The sequence below is a fragment of the Streptomyces africanus genome (assembly GCF_002150735.1).
GTDB classification, from domain to species: domain Bacteria; phylum Actinomycetota; class Actinomycetes; order Streptomycetales; family Streptomycetaceae; genus Streptomyces; species Streptomyces africanus.
This window is the reverse complement of the sequence record NZ_MUKA01000111.1, coordinates 64,597-83,732: the sequence shown is the minus strand read 5'-3', so window position 1 is coordinate 83,732 and position 19,136 is coordinate 64,597. Positions and strand designations below refer to the sequence as shown.

14 protein-coding genes are annotated in these 19,136 nt (G+C 73.0%); 9 read left to right on the top strand and 5 right to left on the bottom strand.

The window, feature by feature from the left end; translation table 11 throughout:
• The 4 genes from CCL05_RS16845 to CCL05_RS16830 form a co-directional block, all read left to right on the top strand.
• A partial coding sequence (locus tag CCL05_RS16845) for a type III polyketide synthase (RefSeq protein WP_086561333.1) occupies window positions 1-786 on the top strand: 786 nt, incomplete at its 5' end.
• On the top strand, window positions 783-1,301 hold the full coding sequence (locus CCL05_RS16840; RefSeq protein WP_086561329.1) for an isoprenylcysteine carboxyl methyltransferase family protein: 519 nt from the start codon (window positions 783-785) through the stop codon (window positions 1,299-1,301). The genes CCL05_RS16845 and CCL05_RS16840, both read left to right, overlap by 4 nt.
• Before the next feature lie 10 nt (window positions 1,302-1,311).
• Window positions 1,312-2,346 carry an NAD(P)/FAD-dependent oxidoreductase gene (locus CCL05_RS16835; protein WP_086561328.1) on the top strand — a complete coding sequence of 345 codons (1,035 nt, stop codon included), beginning with the start codon at window positions 1,312-1,314 and terminating at the stop codon, window positions 2,344-2,346.
• 92 nt (window positions 2,347-2,438) lie between these two features.
• A complete protein-coding gene (locus tag CCL05_RS16830) occupies window positions 2,439-4,439 on the top strand; it encodes a spermidine synthase (RefSeq protein ID WP_244204303.1) in 2,001 nt (666 codons plus the stop codon).
• On the opposite strand, the gene CCL05_RS16825 is transcribed toward CCL05_RS16830, so the two are convergent.
• The gene (locus CCL05_RS16825) at window positions 4,405-5,310 is read right to left on the bottom strand and encodes an NAD-dependent protein deacetylase (RefSeq protein ID WP_086561326.1); all 906 of its coding nucleotides are present in this window, start codon (window positions 5,308-5,310) and stop codon (window positions 4,405-4,407) included. The two genes, CCL05_RS16830 and CCL05_RS16825, sit on opposite strands and share 35 nt — an antisense overlap.
• A gap of 142 nt (window positions 5,311-5,452) precedes the next feature.
• On the opposite strand from CCL05_RS16825, the gene CCL05_RS16820 reads away from it, so the two are divergent.
• Window positions 5,453-6,769 carry a phytase gene (locus CCL05_RS16820; protein ID WP_086561325.1) on the top strand — a complete coding sequence of 439 codons (1,317 nt, stop codon included), beginning with the start codon at window positions 5,453-5,455 and terminating at the stop codon, window positions 6,767-6,769.
• Between the two features lie 4 nt (window positions 6,770-6,773).
• On the opposite strand, the gene CCL05_RS16815 is transcribed toward CCL05_RS16820, so the two are convergent.
• The gene (locus CCL05_RS16815) at window positions 6,774-7,979 is read right to left on the bottom strand and encodes a geranylgeranyl reductase family protein (protein WP_086561324.1); all 1,206 of its coding nucleotides are present in this window, start codon (window positions 7,977-7,979) and stop codon (window positions 6,774-6,776) included.
• A gap of 79 nt (window positions 7,980-8,058) precedes the next feature.
• Window positions 8,059-14,529 (bottom strand): type I polyketide synthase, encoded by a 6,471-nt coding sequence (locus CCL05_RS16810; protein WP_086561323.1) that lies wholly within the window; start codon window positions 14,527-14,529, stop codon window positions 8,059-8,061.
• 297 nt (window positions 14,530-14,826) lie between these two features.
• Between CCL05_RS16810 and CCL05_RS16805 the strand changes: the two genes are divergently transcribed.
• Window positions 14,827-15,360, top strand: coding sequence for a GNAT family N-acetyltransferase (locus CCL05_RS16805; protein WP_086561322.1), 534 nt, complete (start codon window positions 14,827-14,829; stop codon window positions 15,358-15,360).
• A gap of 51 nt (window positions 15,361-15,411) precedes the next feature.
• On the opposite strand, the gene CCL05_RS16800 is transcribed toward CCL05_RS16805, so the two are convergent.
• Complete coding sequence (locus CCL05_RS16800; RefSeq protein WP_086561321.1) at window positions 15,412-16,020, bottom strand: TetR/AcrR family transcriptional regulator; 609 nt, start codon at window positions 16,018-16,020, stop codon at window positions 15,412-15,414.
• 86 nt (window positions 16,021-16,106) lie between these two features.
• Here CCL05_RS16800 and CCL05_RS16795 point away from each other — a divergent pair, with 86 nt between their 5' ends.
• The gene (locus CCL05_RS16795) at window positions 16,107-16,532 is read left to right on the top strand and encodes a nuclear transport factor 2 family protein (RefSeq protein WP_086561320.1); all 426 of its coding nucleotides are present in this window, start codon (window positions 16,107-16,109) and stop codon (window positions 16,530-16,532) included.
• On the top strand, window positions 16,529-17,413 hold the full coding sequence (locus CCL05_RS16790) for an NmrA family NAD(P)-binding protein (protein WP_086561319.1): 885 nt from the start codon (window positions 16,529-16,531) through the stop codon (window positions 17,411-17,413). The genes CCL05_RS16795 and CCL05_RS16790 overlap by 4 nt, the downstream gene beginning before the upstream one ends.
• On the opposite strand, the gene CCL05_RS16785 is transcribed toward CCL05_RS16790, so the two are convergent.
• Entirely contained in the window at window positions 17,384-18,187 is an 804-nt protein-coding gene (locus CCL05_RS16785) for an SDR family NAD(P)-dependent oxidoreductase (protein ID WP_086561332.1), read from the bottom strand. The genes CCL05_RS16790 and CCL05_RS16785 overlap by 30 nt on opposite strands.
• A gap of 87 nt (window positions 18,188-18,274) precedes the next feature.
• On the opposite strand from CCL05_RS16785, the gene CCL05_RS16780 reads away from it, so the two are divergent.
• On the top strand, window positions 18,275-19,126 hold the full coding sequence (locus CCL05_RS16780; RefSeq protein WP_086561318.1) for a helix-turn-helix transcriptional regulator: 852 nt from the start codon (window positions 18,275-18,277) through the stop codon (window positions 19,124-19,126).
• The last annotated feature ends 10 nt before the right edge of the window (window positions 19,127-19,136 follow it).

Sequence of the window (19,136 nt, the reverse complement as noted above, 5' to 3'; positions counted from 1 at the left end):
TACATCGTCTCGTGCACGGTGACCGGCCTCGCCGTGCCCTCCCTGGAGGCCCGGGTCGCGGCGGAGATCGGACTGCGCCCCGACGTGGTGCGCCTGCCTCTCGTCGGCCTCGGCTGCGTCGCCGGCGCGGCCGGCATCGCCCGCCTCAACGACCTGCTGCGCGGGCGCCCCGACGCCGTCGCGGTGCTGATGTCGGTCGAGTTGTGCTCGCTCACGCTCCAGCGCGACGACACCTCGGTCGCCAACGCCGTGGCGAGCGGCCTGTTCGGGGACGGTGCCGCCGCCGTGGTCGCCGTCGGGCGCGAGCACCCTCTCGCACAGACCGACGACCCCGCCGCTCCCGAAGTGCTCGCCTCGCGCAGCCGCCTCTACCCTGACTCGGAGCGCATGATGGGCTGGGACGTCGGCTCCGGCGGGTTCAGAGTCGTCCTCGACTCCGCGGTCCCCGACCTGGTGCGCCGGCACGTCGGCGACGACGTCCGCGGCTTCCTCGCCGACCACGGGCTGACCAGTCGTGACATCGACTGGTACGTCGCGCACCCCGGCGGCCCCAAGGTCCTGGAGGCGTTGCAGGACGCCCTCGGTGTCGAGCGGGAGGCGCTGGGCGTGACCTGGGACTCGCTGCGCAGGATCGGCAATCTGTCCTCCGCCTCGGTGCTGCACGTCCTGGCGGACACGCTCGCCGACCGGCCGCCGCCGCCCGGCTCCTACGGGCTGATGCTCGCCATGGGCCCGGGCTTCTGCTCCGAACTCGTCCTCCTGCGCGCCCCGGGGGGTGGACAGTGAGCAGCGAGGCCTGGTTCACCGTGCTGGTGCTGGCCGTGGGCCTGGAGCGGGTCGCCGAGCTGGCCGTCTCCCGGCGCAACGCCGCCTGGAGCCTCGCGCGGGGCGGCGTGGAGTCCGGGCGGGGGCACTATCCGTTCATGGTGGTGCTGCACACCGGTCTGCTCGTCGGCGCGCTCGTCGAGGTGTGGGTGGGCCGGCCGGACGTCGTACCGGTCCTGGCCTGGTCGATGCTCGCCCTCGTCGCGCTCGCGCAGGGACTGCGCTGGTGGTGCATCGCCACACTGGGCCGGCAGTGGAACACCCGGGTGATCGTCGTACCCGGCGCCACGCGAGTGACCGGCGGGCCCTACCGCTGGATCCCGCACCCGAACTACGTCGCCGTCGTCGCCGAGGGGTTCGCGCTTCCGCTCGTCCACTCGGCCTGGATCACGGCGGTCGTCTTCACCGCGCTCAACGGGCTCCTGCTCGCCACCCGCGTCCGCGCCGAGGACGCTGCCCTGGCACGGCTGGCCTGAGGGGGCGCGCATGGATCTGCTCGTCGTCGGCGGGGGTCCCGCGGGTCTGGCCACGGCCCTGCACGCGGCCCGGGCGGGACTCGACGTCACCGTCTGGGAGCAGCGTGCCGGCGTCGTCGACAAGGCGTGCGGCGAGGGGCTGATGCCGGGCGCCGTCGCCGCGTTGGCGGCACTGGGCGTGCGTCCGCCGGGATATGACCTGCGGGGCATCCGGTACGTCGCCGGACCCCGCCGCGTCGACGCAGGCTTCGCCGCGGGCCCGGGGCGCGGAGTGCGCCGTACGACGCTGCACGCGCTGCTGCGCGAGGCGGTGCTGGCAGCAGGCGTACGCGTCGACCAGCGCACCGCGCACCACGTCGAACAGGACCAGGACGGGGTGGTGGTCGACGGCACCCGCGCCGGACACCTCGTAGCGGCCGACGGCCTGCACTCGCCGATCCGCCGCGCCCTCGGGCTGAACCGGCCGCGCCGGTCGCCCGCGCGCCACGGGCTGCGGCGCCACTACGCGCTCGCCCCCTGGAGCGACCACGTCGAGGTCCACTGGGCCCGCGAAGCGGAGGCCTACGTGACCCCGGTGGCCGACGACCTCGTGGGCGTCGCGGTGCTCACCTCCGCCCGCCGGCCCTTCGACGACCACCTCGCCGCCTTCCCCGAGTTGCGGGAGCGGCTGGCCGGAGCCGGACGCACCGGGCCGGTACGGGGAGCAGGACCGCTCCGCCAGGTCGCGAGCGCACGCACCGCAGGCCGGGTGCTGCTCGTGGGCGACGCCGCCGGGTACGTCGACGCGCTCACCGGCGAGGGCATCGCACTGGCCCTCGCGCAGGCGCCTGCCGCGGTGTCGGCCATCACCGGCGGCGACCTGGCTGCCTACGAGCGGGACTGGCGACGGCTCACCCGGCGCTACCGGTGGCTGACGCACGCGCTGCTCGGCGCGACGCGGAAACCCCCGGCCCGAGCAGCGCTGGTGCCCGTGGCGCAACGGCTGCCATGGCTGTTCTCCGCGACCGTCGCCGTGCTGGCGCGGCCGGTGGGAACACAGGAGTGACACTCGACGGCACGGCACCTCGACTCACCGCACCAGGGATGGCACCGTAAATCACCATGAAGCGGACCGAGTCAGGGCAAACAGTGCGATCTGTGCGCTGGAGGCTCGTACTGGCCAGCACCACCATGCTCTTCGTCGAGCTGGCGCTGATCAGATGGGCGGGTGCCAACGTCGTCCACCTCAGCTACTTCTCGAACTTCATCCTGCTGGGATCGTTCCTCGGTATCGGCATCGGGTTCCTGATCCCTGCCGCGCGCGGACAGTGGCTCAAGCGCTGGACACCCGTTCCGCTCGCGCTCCTGGTCGTTCTGGTGCGCGAGTATCCGGTGCAGGTGCGCCAGAACAGCAGCGAGATCCTCTACTTCACCGCCGTGAAGACCACCGGCCTTCCCGAATGGGTGACACTGCCGGCCATCTTCCTGCTGACCGCGGTGATCATGGCGGGGATCGGGAAGATCACAGCGGATCTCTTCCGCCAGCTGCCCTCGCTCGACGCCTACCGCTACGACCTGCTCGGCAGCATCACCGGCTCGCTGTCCTTCGCCGTGCTGTCCTGGCTGCGCGCTCCCTCGGTCGTGTGGGGCGTACTCGCCGCAGTGGCCCTGCTGGTCCTCGGAGGACGGCGCAACACCCTGCGGTACGGCATTCCCCTCACGGCGATGGTCGCCCCCCTGTTGCTGGAGACGACGACGAGCGGCATCTCCTGGTCGCCCTACTACAAGATCGAGCTCGAACCCTCGCCGACCACCACCCGGACCTGGTACATCTCCGCCAACGGCGTCCCCCACCAGAGCACCGCCCCCCGAGCGGTGCTGCTGCGGAAGGACTCGCCGTACCGTCAGGCGTACGAGCAGACGCCCCGCAACCCGCACAAGCGCGTGCTGATCATCGGCGCCGGAAACGGCAACGACGTCGCGGTGGCGCTCGCGTACGGAGCGCAGCGCGTGGACGCGGTCGAGATCGATCCCCGGCTGCAGGAGATCGGCTCGGACCTGCACCCCGCCAGGCCGTACGACGACCCGAGGGTGCACGTGCACATCGACGACGGGCGTGCCTTCCTGGAGCGGACGAAGACCGAGTACGACCTGATCGTCCTCGCCCTGCCGGACTCGCTGACGCTGGTCGCCGGCGCGAGCAACCTGCGCCTGGAGAGCTACCTGTTCACCCGCCAGGCCTTCGAGGCCGCGCGCGATCACCTGGCGCCGAACGGCGCGTTCGCCATGTACAACTACTACCGCAAGAGCTGGCTGGTCGACCGCTTCGCGGGGAGCCTCGACCACGTCTACGGTCACGCCCCCTGCATGACGACGTTCAAGCGGAACGCGGCCGTGCTGGTGGCCGGGATGACGCCCGCCGACCAGTCCTGCGCGAAGACCTGGCGGCCCAGCGGCGCGGTCCCGGCGGCCGCCAGCGACGACCACCCCTTCCCGTACCTGCTGCACCGCAGCATCCCCACGCTCTACCTGGGCGCCCTGGGCGCGATCCTGCTGGTGACGCTCCTGTCGGTACGCCTGACCGGTGTACGCGTGCGCAACACGCTCCGCTACACCGACATGTTCCTGCTGGGTGCGGCCTTCCTGCTGCTCGAAACGAAGAACGTGATCGGCTTCGCCCTCTACTTCGGTACGACCTGGCTGGTCAACGCCCTCGTGTTCTTCGGCGTCCTGGTCGCCGTCCTCGCGGCGGTGGAGGTCCGGCGCAGACTGCGGAAGGTCAACCGGCTGCTGCTGCAAGTGCTGCTCTTCGGCTCCCTCGCGGTGGTCTGGCTCGTCCCCACGAGCGCGGTGCTGTCCCTGCCCTTCGCCGCCCGGCTCGCCGCCGCCATCGCCCTGGCCTTCACCCCGATCTTCTGCGCCAACCTCATCTTCTCGGACCGCCTCGCCCTCGCCCCGGACCCGACCTCCGCGTTCGGCGCGAACCTGCTGGGCGCGATGACCGGCGGCGCGATCGAGTACCTCGCCCTGGTGACGGGCTATCAGGCACTGCTCCTGGTCGTCGCCGCCCTCTACCTCGGGGCGTTCGCCGCCATGCGCTTCGCGGGGCGGGATCGGACGGCTGTCACCTTCGCGCCGCCGCCTGTGAGTCGACGGTGATGCCCAGCCGCTCCGCGACGGTGGTGAGTGCCGCTCCCAGCGGGAGCGAGACCCGGGTGAAGGCGTGCCGGTCGCCCCTGGTCGGCTCCCGGTTGACGATCAGCACCGGCTTGCCGTCCTGAGCCGCCTGGCGGACGAAGCGGAGCCCGGACATCACCGTCAGGGAGGAGCCGAGGACCAGCAGCGAGGCCGACTCACGGACCAGTTCGCGGCAGTGCTCGACCCGTCGGGGCGGGACGTTCTCACCGAAGAACACCACGTCCGGCTTGAGGATGCCGCCGCAGCTCGCGCAGGGCACCACGCGGAAGTCCGCGACCTGCGCGTCGGTGAGGTCGGCGTCGCCGTCCGGGTTGATTCCGGCGGCCACGGGATCGAAGCCCGGATTGGCCTCCTCCAGCCGCTCGGCGAGTTCGCGGCGCGGGCTGAAGGCGCCACAGGCCAGGCAGACGACCCGGGCCAGGCTCCCGTGGAGTTCCACCACGTCCTCGCTGCCGGCGGCCTGGTGCAGGCCGTCGACGTTCTGCGTGATGACCCCAGAGAGCAGGCCGTGCCGCCCGAAGGCGGCCACGGCCCGGTGCCCGGCGTTGGCGCGGGCGCGGCCGAAGGTGCGCCAGCCGAGGTGACTGCGCGCCCAGTACCGGCGCCGGGCCCGGGCACTGGCGGTGAAGTCCTGGTAGGTCATCGGTGTGTGCCGGCTGAGGCTCCCGCCCTCGCCCCGGTAGTCGGGAATGCCCGACTCCGTGGAGATGCCCGCTCCGCTGAGCACCAGCACGCCGCCGGTGCTCAGCGCATCGGCGACCGGCTCCGGATCGGTGGTGGCCGGCGGCAGGTCCTCGGGAGGCGTCCAGCTCAGAGTCGGGCGCATGCGCATGCCGTCAGGGTACGGCGTGAGCTGAACGGCAGTTGGCGGGCAATCGTCTTTTCTGTGATCACGTGGACAGACCACAGTCTCCTGCGCGCAAGGTTCTCCCCGCACGATCGGCATGTCCTCGTCATCGACCAAGGAAGTGGTTGTGAGAACGCACCGCACTCCGCGCAGGACCGCCGCCCTCGCCCTGGGCACCGCCCTGCTCGCCCTCCTGACCCCCGCCCGGGCCGGGGCCGACGACGGGGGACTGCCGACGGTCACACCCGTCAGCGAGACCCCCGCCCTCCACGACGACGAGGCGGGCGGCAACTCCGACGCGGACGACCCGGCGATCTGGCGCAACCCGGCCGACCCCGCCCGCAGCCTCGTCATCGCGACCGCCAAGGAGGGCGGCCTGCGGGTGTACGACCTGGGCGCCCGCCAGGTGCAGTCGCTGCCCGCGCCCCGTCCGCCCGCCGAGGACGACGCCCCGGGCCGGTACAACAACGTCGACCTCGTCACGGGTCTGCGCACCTCCACCGGCCGGGCCGACGTCGCCGTGGTCAGCGACCGCGGCAACGACCGGCTGCGGATCTACCGCATCGACCCGTCGCGGCCCGGCGGCCCGCTGACCGACATCACCGACCCGGCGGCCGCCCCGGTCTTCTCCACCGACCAGGCCGAGATCAACGACCAGCGCACCGCCTACGGCCTCGCGACCTGGCAGGACAAGTCCACCGGGCGTTCCTACGCCCTGGTCAGCCGGCGGGAGCGGACCCGCCTCGCGCTGGTCGAGCTGAAGCCGACCGCGAGCGGGACCGTCACGTACCAGCAGGTCCGCACACTCGACCTGCCCGCGTCCTTCCGCCTCCCGGACGGCACCACCTGGTCCCCCTGCGCGGAGCCCGGCGAGCTCCCGCAGGTCGAGGGCATGGTGGTGGACCCCGCCACCGGCACGCTCTACGCCGGCCAGGAGGACATCGGCATCTGGCGGATCCGCGCCGACCTCACCGGCAGGCCGGTCCTGGTGGACAAGGTCCGCGAGTTCGGCGTCCCCGGCGTCTACGACGAGGAGACCGAGGAGTGCGCGGCGGGGGCCGACCCCGGCTACGGCGGTGACCGGCTGTCCGCCGATGTCGAGGGCCTGACCCTGCTCCAGGAGCCCGACGGGGACGGCCACCTGCTCGCCTCCAGCCAGGGCGACGACACCTTCGCCCTCTACGACCGCGAGGTGAGCGAGGACAACGAGTACGAAGGCGGCTTCCGCGTCGGAGCGGCATCGGCGACCCTCGACGGGGCGCAGGAGTGCGACGGCGCGGCCGTCCTGAACGCCCCGCTCGGCAGCCGCTTCCCGAACGGCCTCCTGGTCGTCCAGGACGGTCACGAGACACCCGAGGTCCCCGACGGCGAGGGCGGCACGCGCACCGCGACCGGCTTCAAGTTCGTCGACCTGGGCGACGTGGTGGACGCCGCCGATCTCTGAGCGGCTAGACGCGGGCCGCCTGGCGGGGGAGCCGGGTGGCCAGGGCCGTGGCGCTGCGTGCCAGGGGCGTGGTCATGATCCCCGCGACGGTGGTGCGGCCGGCGATGTAGGCGTCGAGACGGCGCCAGGCCGGAGGCAGACGGGTCAGGGCGGTGTGGACGAGGCCGGGATTGCGGGCGAAGAGGTTCATCAGTGTGCCGCTGGCCCGCATCTCGGTGCCGAGGATGCCATCGACCTCCCGTCCGTAGCGGTCGGCGATGGCACCGGCCTCCGCGCCGTCGGCGGAGGTGACGAGACGGGCGGCGGCATGACCCGCCAGGTCTCCTGAGCACAGTGCGTAGGAGATGCCTTCCCGGGACCAGTGGTCGACGAGAGCGGCGGCGTCACCGGCGACGAGCACGCGGCCGCGGGCCAGGGGGGAGTCGGAGCGGCGGCACCGGGTCAGGTGGCCGGTGTCGTGGAGGGGACGCGGGCCGAGAAGCCCGTGGCGGGTGAGGAAGTCCTCCTTGTAGGCGCGCAGGGCGGCGGGGTTGCCACGGGCGGCCACCACTCCGGCGGTGCAGACGTCCCCTTTGGGGAAGACCCACCCGAAGGAACCCGGCAGAGGCCCCCACTCCATCAGCACACGGCCGCGCCATCGGCCGGCCGTCCGTTCGTCGACCGGCACTTCGACCTCCAGGGCGAGGTCGACCTGTGCGCACCGCACCCCGACGTACCGGGCGACTCTGCCGGCGCTGCCGTCGGCGCCGACGACGGCCCGGGCGCGGAGCGTGTCACCGTGGTTGGTCCTCACGGTGACGGTGCCGCCCTGCTGCTCCAGGGCGGTCAGCGCGGTGCTGTCCCGGACCTCCGCTCCCGCCGCCGCGGCGACCTCGGTCAGCGCCGCGTCGAGTTCGCTGCGGTAGACCATGGCGATGGTCGGGGAACCGGAGGCGAGCGTGCGTTCTCTGCGGCCGTTGAGGGAGAAGGTGAACTGCCGGGCGGTGTCGTAGACCCGCAGGGGCAGGCCGGGAGGCAGGGCGGCGAGGGATGCTCCGATGAGGCCGCCGCCGCAGGTCTTGTAGCGGGGGATGGCGGCGCGCTCCAGCAGCAGCGTCGCACAGCCCTTCTCGGCGGCGACGCGCGCGGCGGTGGCGCCGGCCGGGCCGGCACCGACGACGATCACGTCCCAGGTGCCGGGCGTGCGGGAGGGGGTGGAAGGAGGAGGCATACGAAGGTCACCTAGCGGTCGGGCGGAGCGGTCGGGTGAAGGGGCGGTCGGGTGAAGGGGCGGTCGGGTGAAGGGGCGGTCAGCCGGGGACGGCCGGTGAGGCGGCGGACGGTTCCGTGTCGGGACGCGCGTCGGCATGCCCGTGTCCGGGGTCGAGGCGGGCCAGGAGGTAGTGGGTGAGCGCGGAGGCCGTCGGGTGGGTCCACATCACGGTGGTGGGGATGTCCAGGGCCAGTTCGCGTTGCAGGCGGTTGCGCAGGGCGATGGCCATGAGGGAGTCCAGGCCGAGTGTGACCAGGGACGTGTCGGCGTCGAACCGGTCGGTCCCCAGCCGCAGTACGGCGGCGATGTGTTCGACGACGTGGGGCTGAAGGATCCGCTGACGCTGCCGGGGGCAGTCCGTCTCGCGCAGGGATTCCAGCAGGGCGCTGCGGTGGCCGGCGGAGTCCGCACCCGCTGCCGGGGCGGCCAGTTCGGCGAAGAAGGCGGTGCGGGCGGTGTCGGGGTAGGACTCCAGCCACCGCGCCAGGTCGAGGGGTGTGTAGGCGGTGCGGTGGCGGTCGTGGGACAGGATGCGCTCCAGGGCGGCGATGCCCTCCGCGGGCGCGATCATGGCGTATCCGCGCTCCGCCATCCCGGCGCCGCGGCCGACCTCCGCCCAGGGCCCCCAGTTGACGCAGGTGGCCGGCAGGCCCTGGGCCCGGCGCCAGGAGGTGAACTCGTCCAGCCAGGCGTTGGCGGCGGCATAGGCGCCCTGCCCGGGGTTGCCCAGCAGGGACGCGGCGGAGGAGAAGGTCACCCACCAGTCCAGCTCCTGGCCCGCGGTGGCATGGTGCAGCAGCCAGGCTCCGGTCGCCTTGGGGCGCCAGACCTTCTCCAGGAGTGCGGGGGAGAGATGGGCGATCGTGGCGTCCTCGACGACGGCCGTGGCATGGACGACGCCGCGCAGTGCGTGGCCGGTGTGCGCAGCGGCCCGCACGAGCGAGTCGGCGACGCCCGGCTCGGCGAGGTCCCCGCACACGACCTCGACGCGGGTGCCGAGGTCGGCGGTGAGGGCGTCGAGGAGGGCACGGGTGGGCTCGGTGGGGGCGCTGCGGGAGGTGAGCACGACGGCTGCGGCGCCTCGTTCGGCCAGCCACCGGGCGACCAGGAGCCCGAGTCCGCCGAGGCCGCCCGTGACCAGGTAGCTCGCGTCGGGCCGGACGACGGGGACGTCCTCGGGGCGTACGGGCAGGGTGTCGGTGCCCTCGGCGGGCCAGGTGAGGACGAGTTTGCCGGTGTGCCGGGCGGAGGCCATGGTGTGGAAGGCCGACGACGCCTCGGTGACGGGGTGTTCGGTGACGGGCAGCAGGGGCAGGGTGCCGCCCGCGAGCATGCCGGCCAGTTCGCGATAGCCCTCGGCGAGCAGGTCCGGGTCCTGCTGCATCATCATCAGCACGTCGACGCCGGCGAAGGTGACGTTGCGGCGGAAGGGCAGCAGCCCGAGACGGGTGTTGGCGTAGATGTCCCGCTTGCCGAGTTCGAGGAACCGGCCCCGGTGCGCCAGCAGGTCGAGACTCGCCGACTGCGCCGGGCCGGTGAGGGAGTTGAGGACGACGTCGACGCCGCGTCCCCCGGTGAGCTCGCGCACCTGGCCGGCGAAGTCCAGGGTGCGGGAGTCCATGACGTGCGCGACGCCCAGCCCGCGCAGGTACGCCCGCTTGGCCTCGCTGCCCGCCGTGGCCAGCACGTCCGCGCCACAGGCCCGCGCGAGGTTCAGCGCGGCCAGACCGGTGCCGCCGCTCGCCGAGTGGATCAGCACCTTCTCGCCCGGCCGGAGCCGTGCCAGGTGCCGCAGCGCGTACCAGGCGGTCAGGTAGGCGCACGGCAGGGCGGCGGCGTCCTGCGCGCTCACCCCGTCCGGCACCGGGAGGAGGCAGTCGGCGCGGACGGTCGCGACCGAGGACATGACGGCCGACTTCTCGCCGTCCACGAACATGGCGGCGACCCGGTCACCCTCCCGTACCTCCCGGACGCCGTCGCCGACGGCGGTGACGACGCCCGCGCCGTCGAACGCGCAGACGTCCCCGCGCTCCTCGCCCGCGCTGAACCGCTGGTAGACGCCCATGGCCTGGAGCACGTTGATGAAGTTGACGCTGGTGGCGTCGAGCCGCACCTCGACCTCGCCCGGCCCGGGCCTGCGGCGGGACTGAGCGACGAACTCGAAGGAGTCCAGGTCACCGGAGCGTGCGAGGTGCAGGGCCACCCGGTCGTGGGCGCGGTCGACGGTGGTCCGCCGGCGCTCCCGCTCGTCCAGCGGGATGGTGCGCAGCCGGGCCAGATGACGCCTCCCGTGCCGGTAGGCGATCTCGTCCTGCTCCTCGGGGCAGGACAGCAGCTCCGCGGCCACGTCCGCCACCGGCGTCCGCGCGTCGATGTCCAGGACGCCGGGCCGCAGTTCGGGGTGCTCGTAGCTCAGGACCCGTACGAGTCCACGCAGTCCCGCCTGTCCCAGGTCCGGCCGGTCCTCGGGCGTGACCTGCTGCGCGGTGCCGGTGACGGTCCACAGGCGCGGCGCCGTCGTGCCGCCTGCGGTGTCCGTCAGCGCGCGGGCCGTTTCCACCAGGCGGGCGACCTGCTCCCGTGCCCGGCGGTCGGGGGACGGGGATGCGCTGCCGGGCGCCGGCAGGTACACCACCGCCTGCGGTGCCTGCCGTCCGTCCCCGGACGGCAGCACCGGTGCGGTGCCGCCCTCCAGGGCGAGCGTCCGGATGTCCACCGCGGCGCCCCGCTCCTCCAGGGCACCGCCCAGCGCCGTCGCGAACGGCTCCTGCCCGGGTTCGGCCAGGAGGGTCCAGGGTCCGGTCGCCGGTCGCGGCGCGGGGTGCTCGCAGGGCTCCCAGGCCGCCTGGAGCAGACGGCGGTCGAAGCGCTCCCGCGCGCTCTCGGCGGGCACGTGGCGGAACTCCACTCCTGTGGCGTCCGCGGCCACGGACCCGTCGTCGGCCCACAGCCGGAAGTCCGCCGTGAACCGGTCGCCGTCGATCCGCCCGAGGGTGACGAGACAGTACCCGCTGAGCGGTACCGCTCCGTACAACCGCAGCTCCTCGATGCGCCGGGGCAGGATGCCTCCGGCGGGCACGGCTCCGGTGCGCAGTACGGCGCCCGCGACGGCCTGGAGGCAGGTGTCCAGCGCGACGGGATGGCAGTGCAGTACCTGCGCCCCGGCGCGGCCTTCGTCGGGTACCCGAACACGTGCCAGGAGGCGGGCGCCCGTGCGGTCCGCCGGTGTTCCGTCCGTGTGGACGGCCTGCAGGCCGAGGAACGGCGGGCCGTGGTGCACGCCGCGCTCCTCCCGCATCTGCCGGTAGACGTCCGAGGCGTCCACGGTGTGCGGGAACTCGGCCGGCAGCTGCTGCGGATCGCAGCCCTGCGGGACGGGTTCGCCTTCCGGCGCGAGGTGCAGGAACGCCTGTGCGTGCCGGACGGAGGTTCCGTCGGGAGCCGTGCTGACCACCCGCCAGCGGGCGGTGTCCGGGCCGGCCGCCTCGGCCGTGGCCGTCACGGGCGTGCCGTCCTCGGCCGGCAGCAGCAGCCGTTCCAGGTCGATGCCGGTGATGCGCAGCCGCTCCGGCCCGGTGGCGTACAGGTCGCCGGCGGCGGCCACGGCCATCTCGCACAGCGCGGCGCCGGGAACCACGGCGACATCGTCGACGCGGTGCGCGTCCAGCCACGGAAGCGTCCTCGGCGTGACGCGGGTCTGCCACAGGTGGCGGCCCTCGCCGTCGGGGTCAGTGGTGTGCGGCCCGGTGAGCGGGTGTGCGGCGGGGGAGGAGTGAGCCCCGGCCGACTGCCGCAGCGGGGAGGGCTCGACGACGTACCGTGTGCGCTCCCAGGTGGTCGGCGGCAGGTCGGCCAGGGCGCCGTCGCCGTAGCGGTCGGCCCAGTCCAGCGGGTGGCCCGCGCAGTGCAGCGCCGCCACGTGGGTGTGGAACGCCAGCGTGTCGTCCGTGTCCCGCAGCAGGGAGGGCACGACCGCCGTGTCGGTGTGGCCGTGCGCGGTGAGCGTGGCCTGCACCGGGTGGGACAGCACGGGGTGGGGGCCGATCTCGACGAACAGCCGGTGACCGTCCTCGGCGGCGGCCCGTACCGCGTCGGCGAAGCGCACGACCCGCCGGAGGTTGTCCGACCAGTAGGCGGCGTCGAAGGCGGCGTGTCCGCGCGGGTCGTCGGTGACGGTGCTGTAGAAGACCACGGCCGGCTGTCTGCCGGTGACGTCGGCGAGCGCGTCGGCGAGATCGGGCAGGACGGTGTCCATGTGGGCGGTGTGCGAGGCGACGTCCACGTCGACGACGCGGATGCCCACGCCGCGCGCGTCCCACTCCTCGGCGAGGCGGCGGATACGGTCGGCGTCGCCGCCGATGACGGTGTTCTCCGGGGACGCGACGACCGCGACGCTCACGCCCCCGGTGTCCTGTTCGGCCAGCAGCCGCTCGACCTCGGCACGGCTCAGGGCGACCGAGGCCATCAGGCCCTGCCCGGCCGTCCGCAGGATCAGCCGGGACCGGCGGCAGATGACCCGTACTCCGTCCCGGACGCTCAGCGCTCCCGCGGTCACCGCGGCGGCGACCTCTCCCATGGAATGGCCGATCACGGCGGCCGGTTCGACGCCGTGGGACCGCCACATCGCCGCCAGGCCCAACTGGATGGCGAAGATCACCGGCTGGACCCGGTCGAACCCGGTCACCACCTCGGGGCGGCGCAGCGTCTCACGCAGGGAGAGACCGGACTCCTCGGCCACGAGCGGTTCGAGTTCGTCGATGACCCCGGTGAACTCCGGGTCCCGGTCCAGCAGTCGCCGGCACATGCCCGCCCACTGCGAACCGTGCCCCGAGAAGACCCACACCACGCCCTGCCCGGCATCCGGCACCGCCCTGCCGGTCGCCACCCCGGTGGCAGGCGCGGTTCCGGCCGCCAGTTCCTCCAGCCGCGCCACCAGTTCGGACCGGTCGGCGGCGACGACGGCCGCACGTTCCCGGGAGGGCGAGCGACGCACGGCCAGCGTGTGCGCCACATCGCCCAGCGGCACCGGTGACCCCTCTCCCGCCAGCCACCGGGCCAGACGGCCCGCCGCGGACCGCAGGGCAACGGGCGTGCCGGCGGACAGCGGGAACAGCCGCAGCACTTCGTCATCCCGGGCCGGGCCGGACCCTCCGGGCGGAAGACGACGGGTCCCGCGCCGCCCGGGGGAGGGCGCGGGAGGCTGCTCCAGCACGACGTGGGCATTGGTGCCGCTGATCCCGAAGGAGGACACCGCCGCCAGCCGGGTGCCCTGCCGCACCGGCCATTCGGTCGTGTCGGTGGGCACGAACAGCCGGGTGCCGCTGGGGTCGATCTGCGGGTTCCAGTCGCGGAAGTGCAGGCTGGCCGGGACCATGCCGTGCCGCAGGGAAGCGACGGCCTTCAGCAGGCCCGCCACGCCCGACACCGGTTCGGTGTGGCCGATGTTCGTCTTCACCGACCCCAGCGCGCACCGGTCGCGGCCCTTGCCGTAGACCGCGGCCACCGCGGCGAACTCGATGGGGTCCCCCACCGCCGTGCCCGGGCCGTGCGCCTCCACCATGCCGACGTCACCGGCCTCGACGCCCGCGCGCCGCAGAGCCAGACGGTAGAGATCGATCTGTGCGGGCTCCGAGGGCGCGCTCAGCCGCGTGCCCCGCCCGTTCTGGTTGACCGCCGTGCCCCGCACCACCGCCAGTACCCGGTTCCCGTCCCGCACCGCGTCCGAAAGGCGCTTGAGCACCACCACACCGCAGCCCTCCCCGCGCACGTAGCCGTCGGCGGCGGCGTCGAAGGCATGGCAGCGACCGGTGGGGGAGAACACCCCCCACAGCGCCGGGGCGATGACGCCCTCCGGACCCAGCGTCAGCATGGCGGCCCCGGCCAGGGCGACGTCGGACTCGCCGGTCGCCAGGCTCTGGCAGGCCGAGTGCACGGCGACGAGCCCGGACGCGCAGGCGCTCTCGACCACGACCTGAGGGCCTCTCAGATTGAGCATGAACCCCACGCGGCCCGGCCCGATGCTGTCGAAACCGGTGTACATGGCGTAGGCGTCGACCTCTTCGAGAGGCCGCTGCACACGCAGCATGTAGTCCTTCTGGTAGACCCCGAAGAACATGCCCGTCGCAGTGCCCGACAGCCGCCGGGCCGGAATGCCGGCATGCTCGACGGCCTCCCACACCACTTCGGACAGCAACCGGTGCTCCGGATCCACCCAGGGCGCTTCCTGCGCGTTGATACCGAAGAACTCCGGCTCGTAGGCGTAGACGTCGTCGTCCAGGAAGCAGCCGTAGCGCAGCCGGGCCGCGACCTGGGCGGGAAGACCGGCCAGCTCGGCCTGTTCCCACCGCTCGGCGGGCACCTCCCGCACCGTCTCGCCACGGGCCATCAACAACCGCCACAGCGAGGTGAGGGAACGGACGGCACCGGGGAACCGACAGGCGGCTCCGACGACCGCAATCGGTTCGCTCCGACCCGCTCCGGGCTCCGCGACGCCGGGTTGCACATGCATGGGTGTCCGTCCTTCACCACGAGGAATCCAGGAGGCGGCCGGCTTGGGGCACGCACGCTCCCCGCCACGCCTTCAGTCGACAGGGCGAGGTAGTGCCATTTCCGCATAAGGGCGGACGTGCTCCAAGGGCGTACGGGCCGGGAACGGTCGTGCGCAGGGCCACGCCGAACGTCTCCGCGCATCGGGTTCATCCGCTCGGGCGGGCGCTTCGAGGATTATCGGCGTCGAGACCGCGAAGGCGGGGTGGTGCCGCGGCCCCGGTTCGCGCTCCCACCGCCGTGTCGGCAGGATGGGACGATGACCGAGATCCGCACACCCCGTCTCCTCCTGCGCCGATGGCTTGACGACGACCTCGTCCCCCTGTCCGAGATCCAGGCGGATCCGGTGGTGATGCGGGGCGTCGGCGACGGCAGGCCGCGCTCGTCGGAACAGACGGCCGAGGACATCGAGGCGTGGGAAGAGGAGTGGGACGAGGAAGGCTTCGGCGTGTTCGCGGTCGAGCTCCTGGGCTCCGGTGAGTTGGCGGGCGCCGTCGGACTGTCCGTGGCGGACACTCCGGCCGAGGTCGCCGGCCAGGTGACGATCAGCTGGCGGCTCGGGCGGGTGTTCTGGGGGCAGGGGTACGCCTCCGAAGCGGCGCACGCCACCCTGGAGTTCGCGCTGCAGGACCGCGGCCTCGACCGCGTGGCCGCCGTGTGCCGGACGGGCGACCGGGCCTCCGCGAACGTCCTCGACAAACTCGGCATGCAGGCGGAAGGCACCGCGCAAGACCCGGTCCACGGCCACGACCTCGCGGTCTACGGCATCGACCTCACGCAGTACCAGGAGTAACACTCGGTCCCAGGGCGGGCCGGGATCTCAGTCGCGGTCCGTGGTCGTCGGTCAGTCGTCAGCGCTCAGTTCCCGTGCCGGCCCGGAAGTCAGGACCCTGGTGGCGAAGTTCGCCAACTGGGCTCGCGCTGTTTCCCGCGGCACGCGCTCGTGTCCGGCCAGGTGCTCGACGAGGTCGGCTCGGGTGGCGGCGAGCAGGGCGTGGGCGGTGAAGCCGCTGTCGGTGAGGCCGGGGACCTGTTCCAGTACGGCTCGGAGCAAGCTGTGCCACCACTCGTAGTGCTCCGCCTGGTACGGGCTGCCGTTCCCGCTTTCCTCCAGGGCCAGCGCCAGGCGCCGGTTGTCGAGCTTGAAGCACAGGATGGCGTCGAGCAGGGCGGACACGCGCCGCTGCGGTGGGGTGCCGGGCCCCAGAGGCGGCGGGCCGGCTTCGGCGGCCTCGCGGATCGGTTCCAGCCGTGCCTCGTACAGCGCGCGGAGCAGCCCGGCGCGATCACCGAAGGCCCGGAAGAGCGTGCCCTTGCCGACGCCCGCCGCTGCCGCGACATCGGCCATGGTGACGTCCTCGGGACTTTCGCGCCGGGCGAAGAGGGCGTCGGCGGCCGCCAGCACGGCCTCCCGGTTGCGAACGGCGTCCTTGCGGGACTTGCGCTCGGGCATGCTGCTCCTCCACTTGAAAAACGGACCGCGGGTCCGTATGTTCAAAACGGACCCGAGGTCCGGATTCTATGAGATGGAGGATACCCATGCCCGAACCGACTTCTCCGGCGGATCTCTACCGCCACAGCCTGCGGCTGCTGCTGGACAAGGACATCGCCGGCTGGGTCGGCCTGTGGGCCGAGGACGGCGTGATGGAGTTCCCCTTCGCCCCTGAGGGCTGGCCCCGGCGCCTGGAGGGCAAGGAGGCCGTCGCCGCCTACATGCGCCACTATCCCGACCACATCGACCTGCACGACTTCCCCGCCCTGCGGATCCACCGGACCACCGATCCGCAGACCATCGTGGTCGAGATGCGCGGCGTCGGCCGCCTGGTGGAGACCGACGCTCCGTTCGACATGACCTACATCGCCGTCGTGACCGTTCGAGACGGGCACATCACCTCCTACCGCGACTACTGGAACCCCCTCGCCGTCCTCGAACCCGGCACCGACTTCGCAGGGAGCCTCCGATGAGCACCGCCGGCACCACGTTGGTCATCGGCGCCACCGGCACCACCGGCAGCCGCACCGCCGCGCACCTGACGACCGCCGGCCACCGTGTCAAGGCCGCCAGTCGCCAGGCCGGCCCGGTTGCCGGTGCCGAGCCGGTCCGCTTCGACTGGTACGACCCCGCCACCCACGCCGACGCCCTCGACGGAGCCGACCGCGTCTACCTCATACCGCCCCTGGGCGACCCAGACCCCGCGGCGATCATGCTGCCGTTCCTCCAGCGGGCCCGCACCGCAGGCGTGCGCCGCGCGGTGCTGCTGAGCTCCTCGGCCATCCCCGAGGGCGGCCCGGCGGTGGGAACGGTGCACCAGACCCTGCCCGATCTGTTCGACCAGTGGGCGGTACTGCGGCCCTCGTGGTTCATGCAGAACTTCACCGGCACGCACGCGCACGCCCGCGGCATCCGCGACGACGGCACCATCCGGACCGCCACCGAGAGCGGCCGGGTCGGCTTCGTCGACGCCGAGGACATCGCGGCCGTCGCCGTCCGCGCCCTGACGGACGAGCAGGCCCCCGACACCGATCTCGTCATCACCGGACCCGAGGCACTCAGCCACGACGGCATCGCCGCGATCATCACCGAGGTCACCGGCCGGCCCGTGGTCCACCGCCGTCTGTCCTACGAGCAGATGCGCGATCGCCTCGCGGCGGAGGTCCCGGTGGAGTTCGCCGCGATGCTGGCCGGCATGGACCGTGCCATCGCCGAAGGGGCGGAGGACCGCGTCACCGACACCGTCCAGCGCCTCACCGATCGGCCCCCGCGCACGTTCCGTGCGTTCCTCGAAAGGGAGATGCGAGGGAAGGACATCCCCGGCTCAGGCCCGCGCGCCGCCGTCCACCCGTAGGACCGCGCCGGTCACGTAGGAGGAGCGGTCGCTGAGGAGCCAGGCGGCGGCCTGCGCGATCTCCTGCGGGTCCGCCGCGCGGCGCAACGGGGTGTGCGCCGTGAGCCGCTCTCGCAGACCGGGGGATGCCTCCTCCCACGTGCGGATCATCTCGGTCGGTGTCTGGCCGGGGGCGATGGCGTTGACGCGGATGCCTTCCGGGCCGTAGGTGACGGCGGCCGACTCGGTGAGGCTGTTGACCGCCCGCTTCATCGCGCCGTAGGCCGGCAGCTCGGGGTTGCCCATCAGGCTGCCGACGGAGGAGTTGTTGACGATCGCGCCCGTCCCGGCGGTGGTGCGGATGGCGGCGATCTCGGCGACCATGGCCAGCCACACGCCCTTGAGGTTCACGTCGTAGAGGCGGTCGAAATCGGCCTCCGGCATTTGGTCCATCGGGCCGGGCCGCTGGATCGTCGCGCCGTTGTTGAAGGCGATGTCGAGCCGGCCGAACAGGTTCACCGCGCGGTCCACGGCGGCGCGCACACCGGCCGCGTCGGCCAGGTCGCACACCACGTACTCCGCCGTGCCGCCCGCCGCCCGGATCTCCTCGGTCACCGTCTTCAGCTGGTCCCGCGTCCGGGCCGCCAGAAGCACTCGTGCGCCCTCGCTCGCGAAGAGCCGGGCCGCGGCGGCTCCGATGCCGCGTCCGGCACCGGTGATGAAGGCGACCTTGCCGGCCAGCAGGCCCAGGGCGGCAGGGGCGGTGGATGCGCCGGTGGCAGGTGTGTTGTCCATGGCGGCGAGCCTGCGCCCGTCCGTGCGGCCGAGCCAGGCACCGACGGTACCTGGCTGGGCCGGCCGACGGCCGTACACACTGGCCCTGTGGATCGAAGAGAACTGGCGGACTTCCTGCGCAGCCGGCGGGAGCGGATCACCCCTGCCGAGGTCGGGCTGCCCATCGGTCCACGCCGTCGCACCCCGGGACTGCGCCGCGAGGAGGTGGCGCAACTGGCGTTCATCTCGACCGAGTACTACACACGGCTGGAGCAGGCACGCGCACCGCACCCGTCGTACGAGGTGCTGGCCGGACTGGCGCGTGCCCTGCGCCTGTCGGACGCCGAGCGTGACCACCTCCACCACCTCGCCGGTGCCCCGCCGCTCCCGTCGGCCGGGCCCTCGCGCGCGGTACGGCAGAGCATCCTCGACCTGCTGCACCGACTGCCGCAGGCCGCGGCAACCGTGACGTCCGCGACGTTCGAGGTACTCGCCTGGAACGATCTGGCGGCCGCCCTGATGGAGGACTTCTCCGCCGTGCCGCGACGCGACCGCAATCTCGTCCGCCGTGTCTTTCTCGGGCCGCACACGCACGGGCAGCGGCTGTACGGAGTGTCGGATGCGGACGCGTTCGCCCGCAGAGCGACGCAACGGCTGCGCGCCGCCGCCGCCCGCTACCCCGATGATGCGGAGGTGGCCGAGCTGGTAGCCGAACTCCTCGACGGAAGCGAGGAGTTCACCCGCCTGTGGGAGTCCCACGACGTCTCCGCCGAGCCCACCCTGCGCAAGACCTTCCAGCACCCGCTGGTCGGCCCGGTCACCGTCGACTGCGACGTCCTCGACATCACCGACCGCGACCAGCAGGTCGTGATCTACACAGCGGTCCCGGGCTCGCCCTCCGAAGAGGCGCTCCGGCTGCTGTCGGTCATCGGCACACAGCGCATGGACGTCACCCGCTGAGCCACGCGAG